Origin of the sequence: Streptomyces sp. NBC_00459, from assembly GCF_036013955.1 — a bacterium.
Lineage (GTDB): Bacteria > Actinomycetota > Actinomycetes > Streptomycetales > Streptomycetaceae > Streptomyces.
Genome location: NZ_CP107903.1, coordinates 2,834,360 through 2,855,135, shown reverse-complemented (window position 1 = coordinate 2,855,135; position 20,776 = coordinate 2,834,360). Strand labels below are relative to the sequence as shown.

The window sequence follows — 20,776 nt, the reverse complement described above, 5'->3', positions numbered from 1 at the left end:
TCCGTCGACGAACACCGCTCACCCCTTGCCGGGGGGGATCTGGACCATTTATTGTTTGGCATCAAATGAAAAGTAGCCTTCGCCGAGACGTCGGCCCCAGCCTTGGTGAGGGCGTCGGCGAGGACGTCGGCGAGGAGAACGGAGTGCGTACGACCATGACCGCAGCTCCTCGTATGCAACTGGTCCTCAGTGAGAACTGGACCATGACCGGCGGGCGCGTCGACCTGCCGCTGCTGGTGCGCTGGGCCCGGGAGGCCGAGGACGCCGGATTCGACTCGGTGATGCTCAGCGAGCACATCGTGCTCGGCCCCGACGCCGGCGTGAACGGCGTCATGGGCAACCCGCGCGACTGGGCCCTGCCGGGCAACCAGGACCCGTACATGCCCTGGCCCAACTCCCTGATCCTGCTCGGCGCGATCGCCTCGGTGACCGAACGGATCCGGCTGGCCGCCTCGGCCGTGATCGCCCCGCTGCGCCATCCCCTGCTGCTGGCGCGGGAGTTGGGCACGCTCGACCTGCTCTGTGAGGGGCGGCTGATAGTGCTGCCCAACGTCAGCTGGAGCCGCGACGAGTACGACGCGCTCGGGGTCCCCTTCGCCCGGCGGGGCCGGCTGCTGGACGAACACCTGGAGATCTGGGCGAAGTTGTGGGGCCCGTCGCCGGTGTCCCACGAGGGCGGGAACTACCCCTTCGAGAACGTGTACTTCGAGCCCAAGGCGTACCGGCCGGACGGGCCCCGGCTGTGTTTCGGCGGGGCCGGGATGCACACGGCGATGGTGCGGCGGCTGGTGAGGTACGGGCACGCCTTCAACCCGCTGGGGCGGCCCACGGCCGACGAGCTGAAGGTGCTCGGGGAGGCGATGAAGGAGGCGGGACGGGATGTGTCCGAGCTGGAGATGATCGGGGGAGTGCGGGTGGTGTTCCCCGATGAGCGGTCCTGTGCGGATCTCGGGGCGGCGCTGGCTTCGATTCCGGAGCAGATGGAGTCGGGGTTCACGACGTTCTGTGTGAAGCCGTCGCAGTTCACCGATGATCCGGACGGGGTCGGGGCCTTCTGCCGGGACGTGATGCGGCGGGTTTCCGCAGGAGCGTCCGCCATGTGATGCCGGTGGGTCCGCGCGGGCTGCGTGTGGTTGATCGCACAGTTCCCCGCGCCTGCCGGGGCGCCTTCCGTGTCCTCCGTACAATTTGGTGCCGAACGAGAATGTGCGTATGGACGGGGTGGATGGGGATGTGCCGGTGACGCAGCGACCGATCGTCGAGACCGAGCAGTTGGTCAAGGCCAAGCTCGGGGACATTTCGATCCAGCACGACCAGATGGCCGTCGTCGCGAACATCCACCGGGCCGCCTCCGCCGTGCGCCAGCATGTCGAGAACTCCGTGTTGCGCGGGGTGGATCTCACCTGGACCGGGTTCGTCGTGCTGTGGGTCGTCTGGATCTCCGGGGAGACCGAGACACGGCTCGTCGCCGAGGAGGCCGGGATCTCCAAGGGGACACTCACCGGAGTGGCCCGGACGCTGGAGTCACGTGGGCTGGTCCGGCGTATCGAGCACCCTTCGGACGGACGGCGGGTGCTGCTCGGGCTCACGGACGAGGGCGAGACGCTGATGCGGACGCTGTTCCCCGACTTCAACGCCGAGGAGGCCTTCGTCGCCGCCCCTCTGAGCGCCGAGGAGTGCCGGGCCACCGCGGACGCGCTGCGCAGGATCGTCGTCCAGGTCGAGACCCACGGGGAGGACCGTCGGCTGGAACTGCTCGACGGCGCCGAACCCGCTCCGCGCCGCAGCGGACGGCGCCCCAAGAGCTGATCCCCGGACCTCGACCCGGCCATGTCGCTTACGAAGTGGAGAACCCCGTGCGCGCCCTCGTCATACGTCACGACCATCTCTCGCTGTCCGGTCCCGTCGGCGACCGCATCGCCCGACTCGGCTACGAAATCGACGAGTTGACCGTCGTACCGGCCGAGCGCCACGACAGCCCCGGCGTCGGGTTCGACTTCCCCGACCCGGCCGGTTACGACCTGATCGTGCTGCTCGGCGCGCCCTGGTCGGTCTACGACAGGTCCAAGGTCGCCCCCTGGATCGACGGCGAACTGGAGCTCCTGCGCACCGCGCACGCCGCCGAGCTGCCCGTGCTCGGCATCTGCTTCGGGGCACAGGCACTCGCCACCGCCCTCGGGGGGAGCGTCGAGGCGGCTCCCCGGCACGAGATCGGCTGGACGGCCGTCGAGTCGGACGTACCCGGGCTGATTCCGGCCGGGCCGTGGTTCCAGTGGCACTTCGACCGGTTCACCGTCCCGCCGGGTGCGGTCGAGCTGGCCCGCAGCGCGGTCGGCCCGCAGGCCTTCCGGGCCGGACGGGCGCTCGGGGTGCAGTTCCATCCCGAGCTCGACGAGGAGACACTGCTCCAGTGGCTGGACGCCGCCGGCCGGCGCGAGGCCAGGGCGCACGGCGAGGACCCGGACCGGCTGCTCGCGGAGACCCGCGCCCGGCACGAGGAGTCACGGCAGCGGGCGTACGACCTCGTCGACGCGTTCCTCGCGCAGATCGCCGGGGTGGCGACGGACCCGACCGCCGACGGGCGGGGCCGCGCGGCCTGAGAGCCTCCGCTTGTCGGATCGACCTCTCGGATGAACGTTTCCCGGCAAAGCCGCGTCGTAGCGGTTAGCGGTAGTCCGCAGTCGGTACTCGTTCACTGTTCAGGGGGATCACCATGGCTTCGGTCCGATTGCTGTCGTCCGTCGTACTGGTCGCGGGGCTGGTGTGCACGCTCGCCGGCTGCGAAGGGGACTCCGGAGCCTCGGTGTCGGGGCAGGGCGCGTCGGCGTCCTCGCCCACCCCCACCTCCTCGTTCTCGTCGTTCGCGGAGTCCTGGGAGGAACCCGCCTCGTACGTCTACACGCTCACGTCGAGCGAGGGGGAGCGCAGCCTGATCGGCACGTTCCGGGTGACGGTCCGGGACGGGAAGGTGGCCAAGGCGGTCGGGCTCGACGAGAGCGCGCGGGGCGCCGTCCAGCGCGCACCCGAGGAAGTGCCCACCATCGGCGGGCTGTTGGACCAGCTGGCACGGGCCCACCACGATGGCGCGGACACGGCGGAAGCGGAGTACGCGCCCGACGGGCACCCCGTACGGATCACCCTGGACCCGGAGGAGAACGCGATCGACGACGAGCAGTCGTACGTCATCAGCGGCTACGAGCCGGATCCGGCGCCCGCGGGGGGACAGTCCTGACGCAGGCCGGTCCTAGTTCTGGGCGTCGTGGTCGTTCAGGTCCTCGAACGTGCCGCCGACCTTCTGGCGCAGCGATTCCTGGAGCTTCGGGGGCGCGCTGATGACCCACCTGGTGCCGACCAGGTACTTGCCGCCGTAGATGGCCGCGCTGTCCAGCCAGGTGAGCTTGTACTTCTCCTCGGGGAACGTCGTGATCAGGTAGTCGCCGTCGGCGGTGTGACAGACACCCTCGCGCAGTTCGGCCGCGTCGGTACGGATCGTCACCTCGCAGCCCGTCAGCTTGGCGATCACCTCGACCTTGGCCGGCGCGACCACGGCGGCCACGGGAGCGGGCGGCATGGACTCCGACGCGGACGGCGACGCCTTCTTCCCGGCCTTCGTATCCGTGTCCGAGTCCGAGCCCGCCGTACAGGCCGTGGCCAGGGGAAGGGCGACGGCCGTCAGGAGCGCGGCGAGTGCGACGGCCCGGCGGAACGAAGATCGCTGGGATTGCTGCTGGGACACTGCGCTGCTCCAGGTCGGGTGGTACGGCGGACGTACGACTCGACAGAAGGTACGGGCGGGCAGTGGGCCGCGTTCACAGCCAGCCGTTGCGTTTGAAACCGCGGTGGACGAAGAAGCAGACGGTGCCGATGACGGAGAGGACGAGCGGGTAGCCGAAGCGCCAGTGCAGTTCGGGCATGTGCTCGAAGTTCATGCCGTAGATCCCGCAGACCATCGTCGGTACGGCGACGATCGCCGCCCACGCCGTGATCTTCCGCATGTCCTCGTTCTGGCCGACGGTGACCTGCGCGAGGTGGGCCTGGAGGATCGAGTCGAGCAGGGCGTCGTAGGCGTGGATCTGCTCGGTGGCGCGGAGGAGGTGGTCGGACACGTCCCGGAAGTAGGCCTGTATCGACGGCTCGACGGAGGGCATCGGCTCGGTGGCCAACTGCTGGAGGGGGCGGCCGAGGGGGACCACGGCCCGCTTGAGCTCAAGCAGCTCGCGCTTGAGCTGGTAGATACGGCCGGCGTCGGCGGTGCGCGGGCTCTGCGGGGAGAAGACGTCCGACTCGACCTGGTCGATGTCGTCCTGGACGGCGTCCGTGACGTGCAGGTAGTCGTCGACGACATGGTCGGCGATGCCGTGCAGTACCGCCGCCGGGCCCCTGCCGAGCTGCTCCGGGTCGGACTCCAGGTCCTCGCGCAGGGGGCCGAGGGAGCCGTGGCGGCCGTGTCGGACGGTGACGACGAAGTCGGGGCCGGCGAAGACCATGATCTCGCCGGTGGTGACGACCTCGCTGGTCGCGGTGAGTTCGTCGTGCTCGACATAGCAGACCGTCTTGAACACGGCGAACAGGACATCACCGTACCGCTCCACCTTGGGGCGCTGATGGGCCTGGACGGCGTTCTCGACGGCGAGCGGGTGCAGTCCGAACAGTTCGGCGACGTGGGTGAGCTCCGTCTCGGAGGGTTCGTGGAGTCCGAGCCAGACGAAGCCGCGGTTGTGCTTGCGGACGCGGGCGACGGACTCCTCGACGGTCGGGGCGGTCTCCTGGCGAACCCCGTCCCGGTAGATCACGCAGTTGACGACGGTCGAGCCGAGCGGTGAGCGGGCGGGGTGACTGAGGTCCACCCGCCGCCGCCCACGCCGAGCCAGGCGGGCCACTTTGCGCAGGCTGCCGACCATCGACATGCGGTTTGCTCCTTCTCCGGGTGCGGACAGTGTGCCAGGTGGGGGTAAAGGGCCGGTCAGGGGAGGTGGTGGGGGGCTTGCTTCTGCCGCTCCCACCCGTCCCGTACCCGGGGGCCACGCCCCCAGACCTCCCTCCGGCCCTGAGGGGCCTTGTTCTCGAACACTGGACGGGCTGGATACGCGCAGCCGTTTCGCCCTGTGTTCATTCGGGCAGGGATCGGGCAGCGCAGGGGGGAGGGAGACACGGCGGTGGTGTCTGACCATGTGCGGACCCCGGACGGGCGGCGATTACGCGTCGAGGTGTCGGGAGACCCCGGTGGGCACCCCGTGTTCCTCCTGCACGGCACGCCCGGCAGCCGGGTCGGGCCCCGGCCCCGCTCGATGTTCCTCTACCAGCGCGGCGCCCGCCTCATCAGCTACGACCGCCCCGGGTACGGCGGCTCCGACCGACGCCCGGGCCGTCGGGTCGCGGACGTCGTGGGCGACGTACGCGATGTCGCCGACGCCCTCGGCCTGGATCGCTTCGCCGTGGTCGGCCGTTCCGGCGGCGCCCCGCACGCCCTCGCCTGCGCCGCACTGCTGCCGGACCGGGTGACCCGGGCCGCCGCGCTGGTCGGGCTCGCCCCGAGGGACGCGGAGGGGCTGGACTGGTTCGCGGGCATGGCCCCCTCCAACGTCAAGGAGTTCCGCACCGCTTCCACTGATCCGGAGCGGTTCGCCGCCCGGCTCATCCCGCGCTCGGCGGCCATCCGCAGCAACCCGGCGACGCTCCTCGACGAACTCCGCAGCGATCTGACCGACGACGACCTCTCGATTGTCTCGGACACCGCGATGCGCTCGATGTTGCTGCGCAACTTCCGTGAGGCGGTGCGTACTTCACCGTACGGCTGGATCGACGACGGCCTTGCGCTGACCGGCCCCTGGGGGTTCGACCCCGCGGACATCCGGGTGCCCGTCCTGCTCTGGCACGGCGGGCGGGACGTCTTCTCGCCGCCCGCCCACGCGTCCTGGCTCGCCGCCCGTATCCCACGGGCCAGGACGGTCGTCGAACCCACGGCTGTCCACTTCGCCGCGGTGCGCGCACTGCCCAGGGTGATCGGCTGGCTGCTCGGCGACAGGTTCAGCTGACCACGCAGCCGACCGACAGTCCTTGCCCCGGGCTCTCTTGACGGACCGTCAGACCGCCAGCGGTTCCAGGTCCCGGTAGATCCGCCGCTCGTCCGACGCCACCTGTGTGATGCCGTTCTCCTCGCCCAGCAGCATGCGCAGCTCCTTCAGGGACTCCTCCCGAAGCCGCCGTGCCTCGTCCTTGCGGCCCAGTGCCGTGAGGGTGAGGGCGAAGTTGGTGACGATGCCCAGGGTTTCCGGATGGTGCTGGCCGAGCACCGTACGCAGGACAGTGACCGCGTTCTCCTCCAGCGCGCGCGCCTCCTCCAACTTCCCCTGGTCTGCGAGGACGTTGGCGTAGTTGATGCCGCAGAAGAGAGTGTGCGGATGCTGTTCGCCGAGGACCTCCACCATCCGTGGCAGCACCTGGTGGAACACCTCCCCCGCGAGGTCCACGTCGCCGCAGCCCCAGTGGAAGATGCCGAGGTTGTTGAGCGCGGCCTGGGTGTACGGGTGGGCCTCGCCCGGCACCTTCATGTACTCGCCCAGTGCCTCCCGGGCCACCTCGCGGGCGTCCTCGCGCTCGTCGGCCGCGAACAGGTCGGCGGCAAGATTGAGGTCGCAGGCCAGTGAGTCCGGGGTCGGCTTGGAGTACTGGGCACGGTACTGGCCGCGGGTCGCCGTGGTGAGCCGGCGGGCGTCCTCGAACTGGCCCGCCCGGCGCAGCGAGACGGCCAGCGACTTGGCACAGCGCAGGGTGCCGGGGAACTCCTTGCCGAGGATGCGCTTGTGAGCGTCGTACGTACGGGACAGCAGGGCGACGGACTCGGAGTAGCGGCCGACCTCGCGCAGGTCGCGGCCGAGCTGCTCGGCGGAGGCCAGTGTGTAGGGGTGGTCGGGGCCGAGGACCTCCATCCGGCGGTCCAGGGTGTCCTGGTCTATGGCTCGGGCGTCGCTGTAGCGGCCGACCATGCGCAGCGCCAGAGCCAGGTTGTTGGCGGCGCTCAGGGTACGGCGGTGGGACTCGTGGAAGATCTGGCTGAACCCGTCGTGCGCCTCCCGGGCGAGGTCCACCGCCGACCGGTACTCGCCGAGGGCGGCGAGGTCGCTGGCGAGGTTGGAGGTGGTGACGTACGTGTGCGGATGGGATGTACCGAGGACCCGGCGCTGGCGTGCCAGCAGTTCGGTGTCCATGTCGCGGGCCTCCACGTAACGTCCCTGCGAGCGCAGCACGCTGGCCAGTTGGCAGCGCAGGTAGAGGTACTGGACGTCGTCCTCGCCGAGCAACTCCTTCCAGTGGGCGAGGAGTTCCTCGGCGCGGCGTTGGGCGCCGGGGAAGTCGCCGCGCTTCCAGAGGTAGCGGACGCGGTCGATGAGCAGGCGGCGGGTCCCGGAGTCGACGCAGTTGCGGGCGTCGGAGGCGGTGAGGTGCGGCCAGATGACGGCGAAGCGCGGCCAGTTCTCCGGGTCGTCGATCGGCTCGTCGCCGTCCGGGCGGCTTCCGGCCAGCACCGTGTGGACGACGTGCCGGGCCTCCCGCTGCTCCTCCTCGGTCAGCTGGGCGCGGATCACCGCCTGCACCAGCCGGTGCACCTGGATGCTGTTGCTGACCTGGTCGACCTTGGCGAGCGCGAACCGGCCGATCTCCCGGATGACCCGCCCGAGCAGCAGACTCTCCTGGAGCGAGGCGTCGTACGGCTTCAGAGCGTCGATCATCTCCTTGCTGTACAGGAGCTGAGAGGAGATCGGCTCGGCGGCGAGGAAGGCGCACAGCTGGAGCAGCCGTACCGACGCCGGGGAGCGTTCCTTCAGCCGGGCGATGGAGATGTTCCAGGTCGCGGCCACCGAGTGGGGGTAGTCGGCGGGCTGGTTGAGGTCCAGTACGTCGGTGGTCTGGTCGGCGAGCTGTCGCAGGTAGTCGTCGATCGGGGTGGCCGTCTCGGCGAGCCAGGCCGCCGTCTGCTCGACCGCGAGCGGCAGGTCGCCCACCGCCTGCGCCACCTGGTCGGCCTCCCCGGCACTCAGTCCCGACGCGCGCCGGGTCAGGTGCTCGACGCTCTCCTCGCGCAGGAACACCTCGATCGGCATGGACGCCCCCTGCTGCGCCCAGGCCTGATTGCGGGAGGTGACCAGCACATGTCCGCCGCCGCCCTGCGGGACGTAGCGGGCCAGGGACGCCGGGTCGTCCACGTTGTCGAAGACGAGGATCCACCGTTTCGTCGGCATGCCCCGGGCCAGCATCTGGACGGCTTCCTGGCTGGCCATCGTCATGTCCTCGCCGCCGGGAGCACCGATGCGGGCGCCGAGTTCGGCGAGGGAGGCGACCACGTCGTCCTCGTGCTCGGCCGAGGTCCACCACACGAGGTCGTAGTCGGCCATGAACCGGTGCACGTACTCGATGGCGACCTGGGTCTTGCCGACCCCGCCGAGCCCGAACAGCGCGAGCGGCTGCGGCACCACGGTGGTCGTACCGCTGCTGAGCTGGTCGCGGACCACGTCGAGGATGACGTTGCGCCCGGTGAAGGTGTTGTTGCGCTGCGGCGCGTTCCAGATCGCCGGCGTCGAGCCGGGGAAGCGCGGCCCCCCGGTTCCCGCGCCGACGGGCTGGCCCGACAGATCGACGGCGCTGAGCAGCGTGAGGATGCTCTGCGCCTCGTCGAGGCGGTGCAGGTCGACCGGGTTGTGGTCCAGGTACGCCATGGGCAGCCGGACCTCGTCGACCCTGAGCGGCACCATCGCGCCGTGCGGGGTTTCGGTGTCGGTGTCGGTCAGCGCGCGCCAGACGGCGTCCGCGTACCGGGACTTCTGGAAGGCGTTCGACAGCAGCACGAGGGTGCGGGTCGAGTCGGCGGGGCGGGAGACCGGGCCGGTCGAGATGTCGTGCGGCAGCACATTGCAGCCGGAGCGTTTCAGCACGGCCTCGATCCAGTCCGCCCACATCCGGTTCTCACCGGCGTACGCGACGACGATGTCCGCCGTGGTCGCCAGCGGCCGACGTCGCAGGAACGCGTCCCGGCAGCGCAGCCGGACGGGCTCGGGGACCTGCGGCAGCGAGGTGACCGTGCCCTCCGAGATGACCGCGGTGAGTCGTTCGAACGCGGACAGCAGGGAGTTGGCGATGCCGCTCTCGTCCCCGACCGTGGCCAGGGTCTCCTCGTACGCGTAGTAGGGGCGGTAGGGGATCTCGACGTTTCCCCAGTAGGCCGTCATCTCCTCCGGGCTCAGGTCGCCCTCGTCGAGCCCCTTGGGCAGCCCGGCGAACTTCAGCCGGGCCAGCGCCCGCCCCGCGTCGACCTTCTCCTTCTCGCCCTCGTCGATGCGCATGGGCACGGGCAGCACACGGATGCGACGCTTGCGGTAGCCGTCCTGGACACTGCGGGCCACGGCGGCGGCGCCGTCCAGCGACTGGTCGCTGAGGGTGAAGCAGTCCACGAGGACGTCCGGCATCTGGATCGTGCAGATGTCGGCGTTGTCCGACAGTCCGGTTCGGCTGTCGATGAGCACATAGTCGTACGACGCCTTCATGCTGTCGCGCAACGCGTCCAGGAATATCCCGCCGCCGAGCCGCTCGTAGAAGTTGTCCCACTCGAACGACGACACGGTCGCCGAGTACGAACGGTCCTGGCGGCCCGCGGACAGGAAGTCCAGCGAGCCGCCGTCCACGAACCTGAGACCCAGGCGCTCAGGGGTGAGCGACATGGCGTGCTGCTCGACGTCCGCGAAGTCGAGGTGCCAGGGGCCGGAGCGCTGGGTTCCGGTGGTCGCGGCCCAGGCGTACTCGTTGATGATGTCGATGACGCCGGTGGTCGCGGCCAGCGCGTTGGAGTCCAGGAACGGATGGAAGAAGCGGTGCAGGCCGGGTGCCTCCAGGTCCCAGTCGACGGCCAGGACCCGCTTGCCGCTGGCGGCCAGGATCCACGCGGTGTTGGCCAGGGCCATCGTGCGGCCCGTGCCCCCTTTGTACGAGTAGAAGGTGATGATCCGTCCGTCCTGCACGGCCGTCATGCTTCTCCTCCGTTGTCGTCTCCCGCCTCCGGGAGCGGCGGGTGGGTGGGGCCCATCAGACGGGGCCGGGGCACGTGCGGGCCGGCGGGCGGGTGAGCCACCGCGTGCTTGAGGTACTGCCGGGTCGTGTGCGCCACGACGGTCGGCAGGACATCGGTGAAGGCCTTGAGACTGGGTACGCCGTTGACGGCCATCCTGCAGTCGGTGCGCCGGCCCCGGTCGAGGATCAGCGGCAGCGTGCGCTCCAGCTCCACCGCCAGTTGCTTGCCCTCCTCGCTGTGACACTGCAGGTCCGACCGGTTCCAGGGGACGATCGCGCTGATCCAGGGGCGGGCGCCGAGATCGAACTTCCGCAGCCGTTCACGGCGTTCGGCGTCGGTGAGTGCCCACCGGTCGACGAGCAGGATGCCGGGCCGGCCCGGCGGAGCCTTCTCGATGTCGTCACCGGCCGCGTTCGCGGGCTCGTCGTCGTCATCCTGTCCGCCGGGGTCCTCGTCGTCGAAGGAGGAGATCGTGATCCGGTAGTCCAGCGACCTGATCAGCTCCTCGGCGTGCGCGGGCAGTGGCCGGGTGCTTTCCGAGTGGTACGGATTCCAGTCCTGGGCGTCCTCACCGTACGGGCGTTTGTCGCGATGCTCGGGGATACCGTCCCGGGTCGGCGCGGCCACCGTCAGATGGATCCGGCGGGGGCCCTCGCCGCGCGGCTTGAACGCGCTTGGCGTCGACTCGTACGGTCGGGGCCTGCTGGGCGGCAGCGGTGAGTCGTGGGCGACCCGCACGATCCGCTGGGCGAGGTCGAGCACGATCTCCTCGTACTCGTCGCGCAGCCGTTTCAGCTTGATCAGCCCGTAGATGCCGTGGGTCGCGTACCGATGCCCGTAGGTGGCCTGGTCGAAGTGGATGTGCCGTACGGAGTCAGGGAGTTGGCCGTAGTCGACATGCGTCCACATGGCCGGGACGATGGCGGGAACATCCCCGGCGCCGGTGTTCCGGGCGCGCAGGATGCGTTCGTGGAAGGCGTACCACTCCTTCCCGCACATCTCACTCGTGAAGTAGCGCGTCGAGAAGAGCGGCACGAATACCCGGCAGGCGGCGAGGTTCTCGCTGAGTTTCTCCGGCCAGCCGTCCCCGGAACGCATCTCGCGGTCCATGAAGCCCGCCGCGCCCGCGGGCAGATCGGTGAGCGCCATGATGTGGTCGCACAGATCGGTGAAGAGCACCCGCACCCAGTGGTCGGGATCGGCTCCGCCCGATCCCCACGCCGGTGTGTGCGCGTAACTCAGAAAGAAGTAGGGCCGGTTGTCCGACCCCTGTCCCCGTGCGGGTATGTTCACGCGCCCCCCTGCCCGTCGACGATGCCCTCGTCCCGCCGACGGCGTCATCTGGCCGGACCAACAATGTGCCCGACGACTTGGCCGTACGTGTCGTTGGTTTCACGTCATTCCATGGCGATATCCGGACATCCGGTCGCGCGCGAAGTCGACGGCGGGCCGCATCTCGACCAAAGTCGCTTTCCGCCCCGCGAGTTCACCGAACGCGACCATTTCTCGCGGCAGTTCGCCCCCCAGAGCGGCGAAGCCGCTGTCGTCCAGCGCGGTGTCCTCGTACGAGACCCAATGGCCCTTCTCCTCGACGACACACTCGTATGTGCGCCTGGGGCGGGGCGGATTCGTCCGGTACTCGGCGAGATGGAACGCGCTGCACACCTCGAATCCCACGCGTAGCAGCAGGACTTGGGCCTGAGCGGCATACAACCGGGCGAGCGGTGAACGTTCCCCGAGCAGACAGTGCGGGTCGTGTCCGTCGAGAAGTTCGGCGGCACGCGGGCCGATCCCCGCCATCGATGTCTGCGGATGGGCGCTGCGCACGGCGCCTGGGCTGGTCCGGACGCACTCGGCCAGCACTCCCATGGCGGCCCGGCAGGGTGACGTGAGCGGTTCGTACGGCAGCATCGAGGCCTCGTACTCCGCTCTCTCCCGTTCGCCCAGCCCGCGGATCAGGGCTCGATGGGCGCGCGAGGTACGGGAGTTCTCCTGGGTGAAGGTGGGCACAACCAGCGTCCCCGCCGGGCCGAGCACGTCGAGCAGGGCGTCCCGTACCTCGGTGTCCCGCAGCCCGCTGTGCTTCAGGGACGCGTGCACCATCAGCACGCCGCCCCGGCGGATCGCCAACGTCCTCAGCAGCTGGCGGAGTTCACCGGGGTCAGCCACGCCCGCCCGCCTCTTCCCGCCACTCGGCCCACAGCTGGTCTGCCAGGGCCGTGCCGGTCTCCGTGAGCTGCCGCTGCGGCAGCTCGGCCAGTTCGGTGAGCGCTTGGTGGGCTTCCTTGAGAGCGACGGCGCGGCCGTCCGTGTCGGGGCTCTGCGAGGCGCTGCCCCCGCAGCCCGACGCCAGTGCCTCGCTCGCCTCGTCCAGCAGATGTCCGGCCGGGCTGCCCGGTACCGCCAGATCCGTCGTCTCGCGCAGTGCGGCGAGCCGGGCCCGCCGCCCGATCCGCGGCAACTGCCTTACGAAGTCATCGGGTTCGGCATCGACGGCCACCCCCAGGGCGCCGGGCGCATGTCGGCCGAGCTGGACTCCGGCGCCCTGGGAGAGCGGGGTCACGACGGTGGCTACGAGTGTGCGCGGATCGCTTCGCCAACCGGGCCGACGCTCGTCCATCAGCGCGTAACACCGGGTGAGCAGCGCACGGAAGCCCTCCCGCTCACCGGGGGAGAGCGGTTCGGTGACGGGAGCGGGGAAGCAGTCGCGGAACGGGTCGGCGTCGTCGACGAGCGGCCCGCCGTTGTCCAGGGGCCGCCAACGCGCGGTCCCGGATGACGAGTCGGCACCGGGAGTGGTGAGGGGCACCCGCTCCGTACCCTCACCATCCTTGTGCCGTACGAGAAGGCCGTCGGCGTCGGTCGTGACCTCGACCCGGCCCGGTCCGGGCAGCTCCAGGGTGCCCAGGGTCGGCAGATGCAGCCGGGCGGCCGGATGCTCCCAGGCCAGCGTCGTCCCGGCTCCCGACCGCACGGCAGCGGCCACCACCAGTGGGGCGATCAGGGCCGGATCGGCGGGACCGTCCCACGCCAGACGCAGCGCGGTACGGGTGTACGGGTGCGAGAGCACCGCGTCCAGTTCGGCTGCCGTGCGGTCGTCCGTGTCCAGGGACAGGAGGGCCTGCCAGGCCTCGCTCCAGTCGGAGTCGGAGTCGGGTTCCGGTCCGGGATCCCCGACCGCCCGGTCGTTCATGCGTTGCAGCAGGTCACGCGTCAACTTGTCCCGCGCGAAGAGCAGTTCGCCGGTGTCGTGGACGGCGGGAGCGAATGCGCGCTCGGTGATGCGCTCCGCGACGCCCTCGACGAAGGCGCGCAGGTCCGCGCAGAACACGGACGGATTGTCGAAGCCCGACGTGGTGCTGTACCGGTGTGCGTAGAGCCCGCCCCCGCAGGACTCGACGACCGGGCACCGCCGACAGGTCTCACTGACGCCCTCGATGCCCAACTGCCGTGCCTGGACTCCGGGATGGCGGGCGTACTCCTCGAAGCCGTGCCGGAAGACGTCGTATCCCGTGGCCGGAGCCCCGTCGTAGGCGGCCTTGAGGGAGTCGGCCCCCTCGATGGTGCCGTCGGTCTCCACGACCGCCAGATCGGACGGGGCCAGCCCCATGGCCTCGCTGAGAGGAGGGCCGCCACGCAGTGTGCTGAGCACGGAGTCGAAGGTGCGCACCCTCATGGGGCGGCCCTGTTCCTCCCAGCGGTCGAAGATCCTGAGCAGCCATTCGGCGTACGGAGTCGGGGAATCCGTAATTCCGGGAGGCGGCGGGTTGTCCCATGTCGAATGCGGAAGAAGGTAATCGATCCCGGGCGGGTTCAGTGCGGTGAGCGCGTCATGGACGACGACCGGGTCGTTCTTGATGTCGACCGTGCAGAGCAGCCCCATGTAAAGGTGCCGGTATTCAGGGGAACGCAGCCGCTCGATTCCCGCCAGAACCTTGTCGTAACTGCTGCGTCCCCTGCGGTCCAGGCGATGTCGGTCATTGGCCGAACGATCACCATCGAGAGAGACGCCGACCTTTACCCCGAATTCCCGGAGGACCTCTAGTTGAGGCCTGTGCAACAGCATTCCATTTGTGTGCATGCGGAGGTCGACGGTGGTGACAGGAGACAGGATGCGGGTGATTTCCCCGCAGATGCGGCGGAGACGCTCAGGGCCCACGAGGAGGGGTTCTCCGCCGTGCAGAATGACCGAGACGGAATCGAGCCGGTGGGCCTCAGCATAAGACGTGAGGCGTTGTGCGACGTGTGTGACCGTGTCCTCGGAGATCACCGTGGGCCGTGATTTCCAGCTCTGGTCGGCCAGCTCGTACATATAGCAGTGGTCGCAAGCGATGTTGCATCTGCTATGGATCTTCAGGACCAGTTCTTGGATTTGGGTCACCCGCGATAGCCTACGGGTCCTCGAGCGGCTATGGTGCCAACAAGTCCCCATACCTCTGGGGCGGTTGGGGTACCTGGGCGTGGGGGGCAAGGGTTCCCGGCAGTGGCTTTGCCGGGAACCCCCAGGTCGCCGGGCCTACCGCCGCTCAGATTGCGGCATTGAAGGTGATCGGCTTCTTCGAGGTCCAGCCGGCGGCGTCCGTCAAGCGTCCGGTTGACTTGATGACGGCTGCCTTGTCGGTGGCGACGGATGTCAGTGGGGTGTGCCGTCGCTGCGCCGACCGGGAAATGGCCGATACGCTCTGGATTGTCGTGGCCTCGTTCATGGCTGTCTCATAGCTCCACTTCGTCGATGAACAGACCCAGCCCATCCCGTCGCCGTCGTACGGGGGGATGATCCGGAGGGATCTGTAGACGTTCTTGAGACAGTCTGAGACCTGTGTGGACACTTCTCGCGCGGACCGTACCACGCACGGCTGTCGAAGGCATACCGGGGGGTGGTCTGTTGTCGCGTTCCTGCGAGAGAATTCCCTCAGGTGTTCGCTTCTAGCCGTACGGGGGGACCATGCGGACGGGAACTCCAGGGCCCAGTGTGACCTTGAGCGACAGCGACCTGCCACCGCTCTTCCGGATAAGTGACCATCGCGCGCTGGTCAGGCAAGGAGAATCGTTTCGCGCGGTGCGCACCCAACTCGTGACCCTGCTCCTCGCGACCACGGCCGCCATGCTCGCGGAACGTCTTGACAGTCATATTCCGGCGGCATTGGCGGCCATGCTGTACGCGATGACCATCGCCGTCGGCCTGCACACCGCACGCAGGCGGGCCCGGGCCCACTGGCGCGCCCACCGGGACGTCGCCGAGCTGCTCAAATCGCTGGCCTGGCAGTACATGGTGCACGGCGGGCCCTTCCACTCCCGGGTCATCGATCCCGACGGACTGTTCGCGGAGCGACTGGAAGGGCGGCTGGCGGAGCTGAGGAAGGTGGGGTGGGTCGACGATTCACGCAACGGGACCCGTGCCCGGGGAATCGGCCAGATCACCCCGGCCATGCGGGCGGTACGCGCCAAGCCCTTCGCGGCGAGACGGGACATCTATCTCCGCGACCGGCTGCTCGAACAGTTCGTCTGGCACCGCAACAAGGCGGCGCAGACGCACAGGTCCTCCGTCCACTGGTCGTCCGTCACCGCCGTACTGACCCTGCTGGCACTGCTGTCCGCCGGCCTCCGGGCCCTCGGTGTGATCGGCGGCTGGGATCTCACCGGTCTGCTCAGCGCCGCGGCGGCGGCGGGGGTGGCGTGGCAGGAGGTGCGCAGGCACCGGCCGCTGGCGTACGCGTACGGCCTCATCAAGCAGGACCTCGACATGCTGCGGACCACGATGTCCAGGACGGTGACGGAGGCGGCCTGGGCGGAGGCGGTGGCGGACGCCGAGCGGCTGGTCTCACCGCAGCACACCGACTGGGTGGTCAGGTTCGGCTGAGATGCCCGCCGGGGCGGCGACTCCGGACCGGAGATCCCGGCCCCGAAGTCAGGCGCGCAGCACCCCCGGCCGCCACAGCACCGTCACCGGTACGCCCGTGCGCCGGGCGTACGCCACCACGTCCCCGGTGCCCCCGAGTCCCCGCGCGGGCTGCCCGTCCCACACCGCGACCAGCCGGTCGGCATGGTCGACGATCCAGCGGCCCGCCGCGAAGTAGGCCTCTTCGTGTGTCGCCTCCTCGGGCAGATTCACCTGCGTACGGCAGGAGTCGAGGAGGCGGCGGTACGCGGCCCGGGTGTCGGCGTCGCCGAGGTGGGCCTCGTAGTCCATACCGGGAATCACTGCCGTGACCGGGATGCCGTGGTCCAGGGCGAGGTCGGCGAACAGCTGGTCGGCCCCGGCCGCGAGGCTGCTCAGGACCTCCATCTCCTCGTCGCCCTGGAGCTGGAGGCGGATGCCCGTGCGGACGGACGGCAGAACGGCGGCGGGGATCGAGCGGTGCCCGGTCACGCCGATGCGGGTGCGGACGCGCGTCCCGACGCGCGTGCCCGTGCCGGTGTCCATCCCCGTGCGGGTGTTCATGCCCGCGCCGACGCGCGTGCCGTTACGCGTGTCAATGTCCGTCACTGGCTGCCCCTCCGCCGTCCACGGTCCGTGACCTCACTCCAGGGTGCCGTCTCCCAGCGGGGCCTGCCAGATGACCGTCGTACCCGCGCCTGGGTGTGTTGTGTCATCGCCGCTGACGCCATCGTCGTACACCGTCAGCCGTACGCCGTCCCGACCGTCCGGCAGGGTCGCCGTCGCGTCGACCGTGACTGCGACGCGGGTGACGGCGGGGCGACGGACGGCGGTGGCGAGGGCGCGGCGCAGGGCGGTCAGGAGCTGGGCGGCGACGGGGGACGGGACGCGGTGCTCGACGGGGCCGGTGAAGCGGACGGAGGGCCGGCGGCCGAGCACCGCCGCCGCACCGGCCGCCTCCCGAAGTACCTTGCCGCGCAAGGTGGTCGGTGCGTCGGCCGGGGGCTGCTGGAGGGCGAAAATGGTCGTCCGGACCTCCTGGACGGTCGCCTGGAGCTCGTCGACAGCGTGCCCGAGGATCTCGCACACCGTGTCGTCGCCCGCGGCCCGGCGCTGGGTGGACTCCAGCATCATGCCGGTGGCGAACAGCCGTTGGACGACGAGATCGTGCAGGTCGCGGGCGATCCGGTCGCGGTCCTCGTACACCGCGAGACGGGCCCGGCGGCGCCGGGCGTCGGCGAGGACGAGCGCGAGGGCGGCCTGCGAGGCGAACTGCGTCGCGAGGAGCCGTTCCACGTCGGTGTACGGGCGCTCCCCGCGTCGGCGCGGCAGCGCGAGCGTGCCGATCAGCCGTCCCTCGGCCTGCAGGGGCAGCAGCATGCTGGGCCCGAACCGGTGCCTCACCGGGGTGGTCATCCGCGGATCGGTCGCCGAGTCGTCGACGAACACCGGCTCTCCGCCGAGGAGTTGGACGAGGACGGGACTTCCCGGGGCGATGGTGGTCCCGACGATGTCACCGGCATCGTCCAGGGTGGAGGCGGTCACGATCTCCATGCCACCGGCTTCCGTCGGTTGCAGGATGACGCCGGCGGCGGCGTCGGCGAGGAGCCGGGCGCGGTTGGCGACGGTCATCAGCGCGTCGTCGTCGGCCCCACCGGTGAGCAGCGCGGTGGTGACGGCGGCGGCACCCTCGATCCAGCGCTCGCGCTGCCGTGCGGCCTCGTACAACCGGGCGTTGCCGATCGCGATTCCGGCCTGCGCGGCCAGTACCCCCAGCAACTCCCTTTCCTCGTCGCTGAATTGCGTACCGTCGAGTTTCTCGGCGAGATACAGCCGCCCGAACTCCTTGTCATCGACGTGGATCGGTACGTCGATGACGGTGACGCCCTCCCGTTCGGCGCGCCCCAGATCGGCCTTGCGGATCTCCACGAGGCCGTCGAGCCCGGGGTCGGCCATCCCGAGTCCCGCGTACCGGGCACCGGTCAACTCGGCCGCGCCGTCCACGATGTGCTGGAGGGTCGTGCGCAGTTCGAGATCGGTACCGATGCCGAGCACGGCTTCGAGACGGGGCGGCAGAGGAGGCGGGGAAGAGGCGGGAGGCGGGGGCCTGTCGTCCGGCATGCGGATGGTGGGGCCGGCGGTGCGGGAGGCCGGCCTCAGGTGGCCAGTGGATCCAGCACCATCGGCTCGATCCTGCCCTCCAGCATGTACCCGAGGCCCTGTACCGCGCACACGTCCGGCCGTTCGGCGATGTGCACCGGCATGCCCGTGGCCTGCCGCAGCATCTGGTCGAACCCGGGGAGCAGCGCGCTGCCGCCGACCATCATGATGCCGCGGTCGGCGAGGTCGGCCACCAGATCGGGCGGGCAGTCCCGCAGGACCTTGCCGATCCCGTCGAGTACGGCGGTCAGCGGCGTCTGGATGGCGTCGCGAACGGCGGCGGTGTCGACCTGGACGGAGCGGGCGAGGCCGGTGGCGACGTCCCGTCCGTGGATCTCGGTGGACGACGGCCCGTGCGCGGTGAGCCCGTTGCCGGAGAGGGCGAGCTGCAGCGGACGTACCGACTGGCTGGGGAGCATCAGCTCGTGCTGGTGCCGCAGATGCTGCACGATCGCGTGGTCGACGGCCTCGCCGCCGACCGGGATCCGCTGGGCGGTCACGATCGAGCCGAGGGAGAGAACGGCGAGCTGGGTGGCGGCGGCGCCGCACACCATGACCATGGTCGCCTCGGGCCGTTCGACGGGCAGTCCGCATCCCACGGCGGCGGCCACGAGCGTGTCGACGAGCTCGACCCGCCGGGCGCCGAGCCCGACGAGCGTCTCGATGGTCGCGCGCTGCGCGAGCGGGTCGGCGTCGTGGGGGGTGCAGGCGGCGGCCCGCAGGAACGGCTTGCGGCGCAGCGTGCGCCGCACCTTGTCGCCGATCAGGTGCCGCAGCATGCGCTGCGCCATCTCGATGTCGACGACGGTCCCACCGGACACGGGCCGTACGACCCGGATGTAGTCGGGCGTACGCCCCGTCATCTTCTCGGCGAACTCCCCGACCGCGATCAGCGCGCCGGTCCTGGTGTTCACGGCGGCGACGGACGGCTGGTCGACGACGAGCCCGGCGCCCTTGACGTAGACGCGGGTCCGCGCGGCTCCGAGGTCGACGGCGAAATGGCAGCGGCGCATCTGTTCCAGACTGACGGTCATGGCAGATCCTCCCGAGAGCGCAGACCGTACGGGCCGCGCCGGTCGGCGGGCCTCCACTGGCATCGTGCGGGGGGCGGGAGAGGGGCGCCTGTTGTAGAGGGCCGGGCGGGGCGCCGCCGTATGGGTGTTTTATCCTTTATGTCTGAATTATGACCAAGGTCCCGAGGTGGCCGTCCAAAGGTCCCGGGAGGGCTACGGGCGGCCCACGATGCCCCGCACCACCCCCAGCTCCACCAGATCCTGCGGGCGGATCCGGAGCTGGTCCGCCGTCGTCTCCACCTCGCTCTCCGGACGCTTGAGGATGGCTGCCGCGAGCTCCGGGGCGATGACGGAGAAGTAGCTGTCCGGCGTGGCCCAGGTGTTGCCGGGGGCGGCGAGGGCCAGAGCGCCCCCCGAGCCGCCCTCGCCGATCAGCAGCGTGGTGACCGGCGTACTGGCGGCGGCGACCGCGCCGAAGAGGTCCGCGATCGCGGCGCCCGCGCCCTGGCGCTCGGCGTCGGCGTCGTTGGCGGCACCCGGGGTGTCCACCAGGGTCAGCACCGGGATGCCGAGCCGGTCCGCGAGGCGGATCAGGCGTGCGGCGGTGCGATAGCCGGCGGGACGGGTGGCCGTGCCGAGCTGAGCGGCGTACGCGACGGTCCGTCCGTCCGCCGCGCGTTCGCCGAATCCGCACGCCATGCCGGCGTCGGTGCCGCCGCAACGGTCGCCGCTGATCGTGGCGCGCCGAGCGAAGTACGCGTCCAAGTAGGCCTCGGCCCGCGGGCGTTGGGGAGACCGGGCGTGCTGGACGGCGTCCCAGCCGGAGGTGGGGAGGGACCCGGCGCCAAGAGGTGAGGGCGGAGGCGGCGGGGCAGCCTCCGTCGGCCGGGCGTCGACCGTATGGGCGGTACTGGCGGTACTGGCGGTACTGGCGGTACTGGCGGTATCGGCTGTATCGACGGCACCGGCACCGGCGCTCAGCAGGCGTAGCCACAGGGCCAGCGTCTCCCGGAGTGCTTCCGGGCGTACGATCGCGTCGGCCGCGCCCGCTGCCACCTGCGCCTCGGCCGTGTACGCCGCCGGGTCCGCGTCGGCCGGCCGGACCCGGGAACCCGCGAAACCCACCTGGGCGCCGGGCAGCGCGAGCACGATGTCGGCACCCGCGCCCAGGGTCGCCCAGCCGCCACCGGTCGTCGGATCCCGGAGGACCGCGATCTGCGCCAGGCCCGCCGCACGCGTGAGCATCGACTGCCTCGCCACGCGCTGGAGTTGGGTCAGCGCGAGCATGCCCTCCTGCATGCGGCTGCCGCCCGTCGCGACGAGCGGTACGACGGGCAGGCGGTGGGTGCGCGCGTACTCGTACGCCAACTCCAGCCGGTCTCCGGTGCGTTCGCCGAGCGAGCCGCCGAGGAAGCCGAACTCGAAGGCGATCAGCACGGCAGGGGTGCCGCCGATGTCGGCGGTGCCGCAGACGACGGACTCCTCCTCGCCGGTGCGGGCAGCGGCGCGGGCGCGCGCGGCATCGTAGCCCTGCCAGGACAGAGGGCCGTCTGGCTTGAACTCCCTTGCAGGGTAGGGGAGTTCATGGAATCCCTCGGGGGAGCCGTCGGTCAGCAGGGCGATGAGCCGGCGGGCGGAGCTGCGACCGGGGGTGTCGTCGGGCAT

17 protein-coding genes are annotated in these 20,776 nt (G+C 70.4%); 6 read left to right on the top strand and 11 right to left on the bottom strand.

From position 1 onward, the window contains the following. The first annotated feature begins 155 nt into the window (after positions 1 to 155). The 4 genes from OHN74_RS12530 (at position 156) to OHN74_RS12515 (ending at position 3,232) form a co-directional block, all read left to right on the top strand. Positions 156 to 1,103 carry an LLM class flavin-dependent oxidoreductase gene (locus tag OHN74_RS12530; RefSeq protein WP_327700093.1) on the top strand — a complete coding sequence of 316 codons (948 nt, stop codon included), beginning with the start codon at positions 156 to 158 and terminating at the stop codon, positions 1,101 to 1,103. A gap of 136 nt (positions 1,104 to 1,239) precedes the next feature. Continuing rightward, a complete protein-coding gene (locus OHN74_RS12525) occupies positions 1,240 to 1,809 on the top strand; it encodes a MarR family winged helix-turn-helix transcriptional regulator (protein ID WP_443060380.1) in 570 nt (189 codons plus the stop codon). A 47-nt stretch (positions 1,810 to 1,856) separates the two neighbouring features. Further along, positions 1,857 to 2,600, top strand: a complete 744-nt coding sequence (locus OHN74_RS12520; protein WP_327694646.1) for a type 1 glutamine amidotransferase — start codon at positions 1,857 to 1,859, stop codon at positions 2,598 to 2,600. Between the two features lie 113 nt (positions 2,601 to 2,713). After that, positions 2,714 to 3,232 (top strand): DUF6174 domain-containing protein, encoded by a 519-nt coding sequence (locus tag OHN74_RS12515; RefSeq protein ID WP_327694645.1) that lies wholly within the window; start codon positions 2,714 to 2,716, stop codon positions 3,230 to 3,232. A 12-nt stretch (positions 3,233 to 3,244) separates the two neighbouring features. Here the strand turns inward: OHN74_RS12515 and OHN74_RS12510 are convergent, their stop codons facing one another. Then, complete coding sequence (locus OHN74_RS12510) at positions 3,245 to 3,736, bottom strand: hypothetical protein (protein WP_327694644.1); 492 nt, start codon at positions 3,734 to 3,736, stop codon at positions 3,245 to 3,247. A gap of 73 nt (positions 3,737 to 3,809) precedes the next feature. Then, complete coding sequence (locus OHN74_RS12505; RefSeq protein WP_327694643.1) at positions 3,810 to 4,907, bottom strand: magnesium and cobalt transport protein CorA; 1,098 nt, start codon at positions 4,905 to 4,907, stop codon at positions 3,810 to 3,812. A gap of 252 nt (positions 4,908 to 5,159) precedes the next feature. On the opposite strand from OHN74_RS12505, the gene OHN74_RS12500 reads away from it, so the two are divergent. Next, positions 5,160 to 6,035: an alpha/beta fold hydrolase gene (locus OHN74_RS12500; protein ID WP_327700091.1), complete on the top strand. Its 876-nt coding sequence runs from the start codon at positions 5,160 to 5,162 to the stop codon at positions 6,033 to 6,035. 48 nt (positions 6,036 to 6,083) lie between these two features. On the opposite strand, the gene fxsT is transcribed toward OHN74_RS12500, so the two are convergent. From fxsT to OHN74_RS12475, 5 genes are all read right to left on the bottom strand, one after another. Continuing rightward, positions 6,084 to 10,019, bottom strand: coding sequence for an FxSxx-COOH system tetratricopeptide repeat protein (gene fxsT / locus OHN74_RS12495; RefSeq protein ID WP_327694642.1), 3,936 nt, complete (start codon positions 10,017 to 10,019; stop codon positions 6,084 to 6,086). Further along, positions 10,016 to 11,353, bottom strand: a complete 1,338-nt coding sequence (locus tag OHN74_RS12490) for a TIR-like protein FxsC (protein WP_327694641.1) — start codon at positions 11,351 to 11,353, stop codon at positions 10,016 to 10,018. The genes fxsT and OHN74_RS12490 overlap by 4 nt, the downstream gene beginning before the upstream one ends. A gap of 99 nt (positions 11,354 to 11,452) precedes the next feature. After that, positions 11,453 to 12,229, bottom strand: coding sequence for an AAC(3) family N-acetyltransferase (locus OHN74_RS12485; protein ID WP_327694640.1), 777 nt, complete (start codon positions 12,227 to 12,229; stop codon positions 11,453 to 11,455). Further along, positions 12,222 to 14,492: a radical SAM/SPASM protein FxsBH, inactivated beta-hydroxylase extension form gene (gene fxsBH, locus OHN74_RS12480; RefSeq protein WP_327694639.1), complete on the bottom strand. Its 2,271-nt coding sequence runs from the start codon at positions 14,490 to 14,492 to the stop codon at positions 12,222 to 12,224. The genes OHN74_RS12485 and fxsBH overlap by 8 nt, the downstream gene beginning before the upstream one ends. 94 nt (positions 14,493 to 14,586) lie before the next feature. Continuing rightward, positions 14,587 to 14,766 carry a hypothetical protein gene (locus OHN74_RS12475; RefSeq protein WP_327694638.1) on the bottom strand — a complete coding sequence of 60 codons (180 nt, stop codon included), beginning with the start codon at positions 14,764 to 14,766 and terminating at the stop codon, positions 14,587 to 14,589. A 239-nt stretch (positions 14,767 to 15,005) separates the two neighbouring features. On the opposite strand from OHN74_RS12475, the gene OHN74_RS12470 reads away from it, so the two are divergent. Then, positions 15,006 to 15,920: a DUF4231 domain-containing protein gene (locus OHN74_RS12470; protein ID WP_327694637.1), complete on the top strand. Its 915-nt coding sequence runs from the start codon at positions 15,006 to 15,008 to the stop codon at positions 15,918 to 15,920. Between the two features lie 48 nt (positions 15,921 to 15,968). On the opposite strand, the gene OHN74_RS12465 is transcribed toward OHN74_RS12470, so the two are convergent. The 4 genes from OHN74_RS12465 to OHN74_RS12450 all read right to left on the bottom strand — a co-directional run bounded on the left by OHN74_RS12465 (position 15,969) and on the right by OHN74_RS12450 (position 20,776). Continuing rightward, entirely contained in the window at positions 15,969 to 16,502 is a 534-nt protein-coding gene (locus OHN74_RS12465) for a hypothetical protein (RefSeq protein WP_327700090.1), read from the bottom strand. Positions 16,503 to 16,580: 78 nt separating this feature from the next. Beyond that, positions 16,581 to 18,059 (bottom strand): GAF domain-containing protein, encoded by a 1,479-nt coding sequence (locus tag OHN74_RS12460; RefSeq protein ID WP_327694636.1) that lies wholly within the window; start codon positions 18,057 to 18,059, stop codon positions 16,581 to 16,583. A gap of 35 nt (positions 18,060 to 18,094) precedes the next feature. Continuing rightward, entirely contained in the window at positions 18,095 to 19,132 is a 1,038-nt protein-coding gene (locus OHN74_RS12455; protein ID WP_327694635.1) for a rod shape-determining protein, read from the bottom strand. Positions 19,133 to 19,324: 192 nt separating this feature from the next. After that, positions 19,325 to 20,776: a carboxyl transferase domain-containing protein gene (locus tag OHN74_RS12450; protein ID WP_327694634.1), complete on the bottom strand. Its 1,452-nt coding sequence runs from the start codon at positions 20,774 to 20,776 to the stop codon at positions 19,325 to 19,327.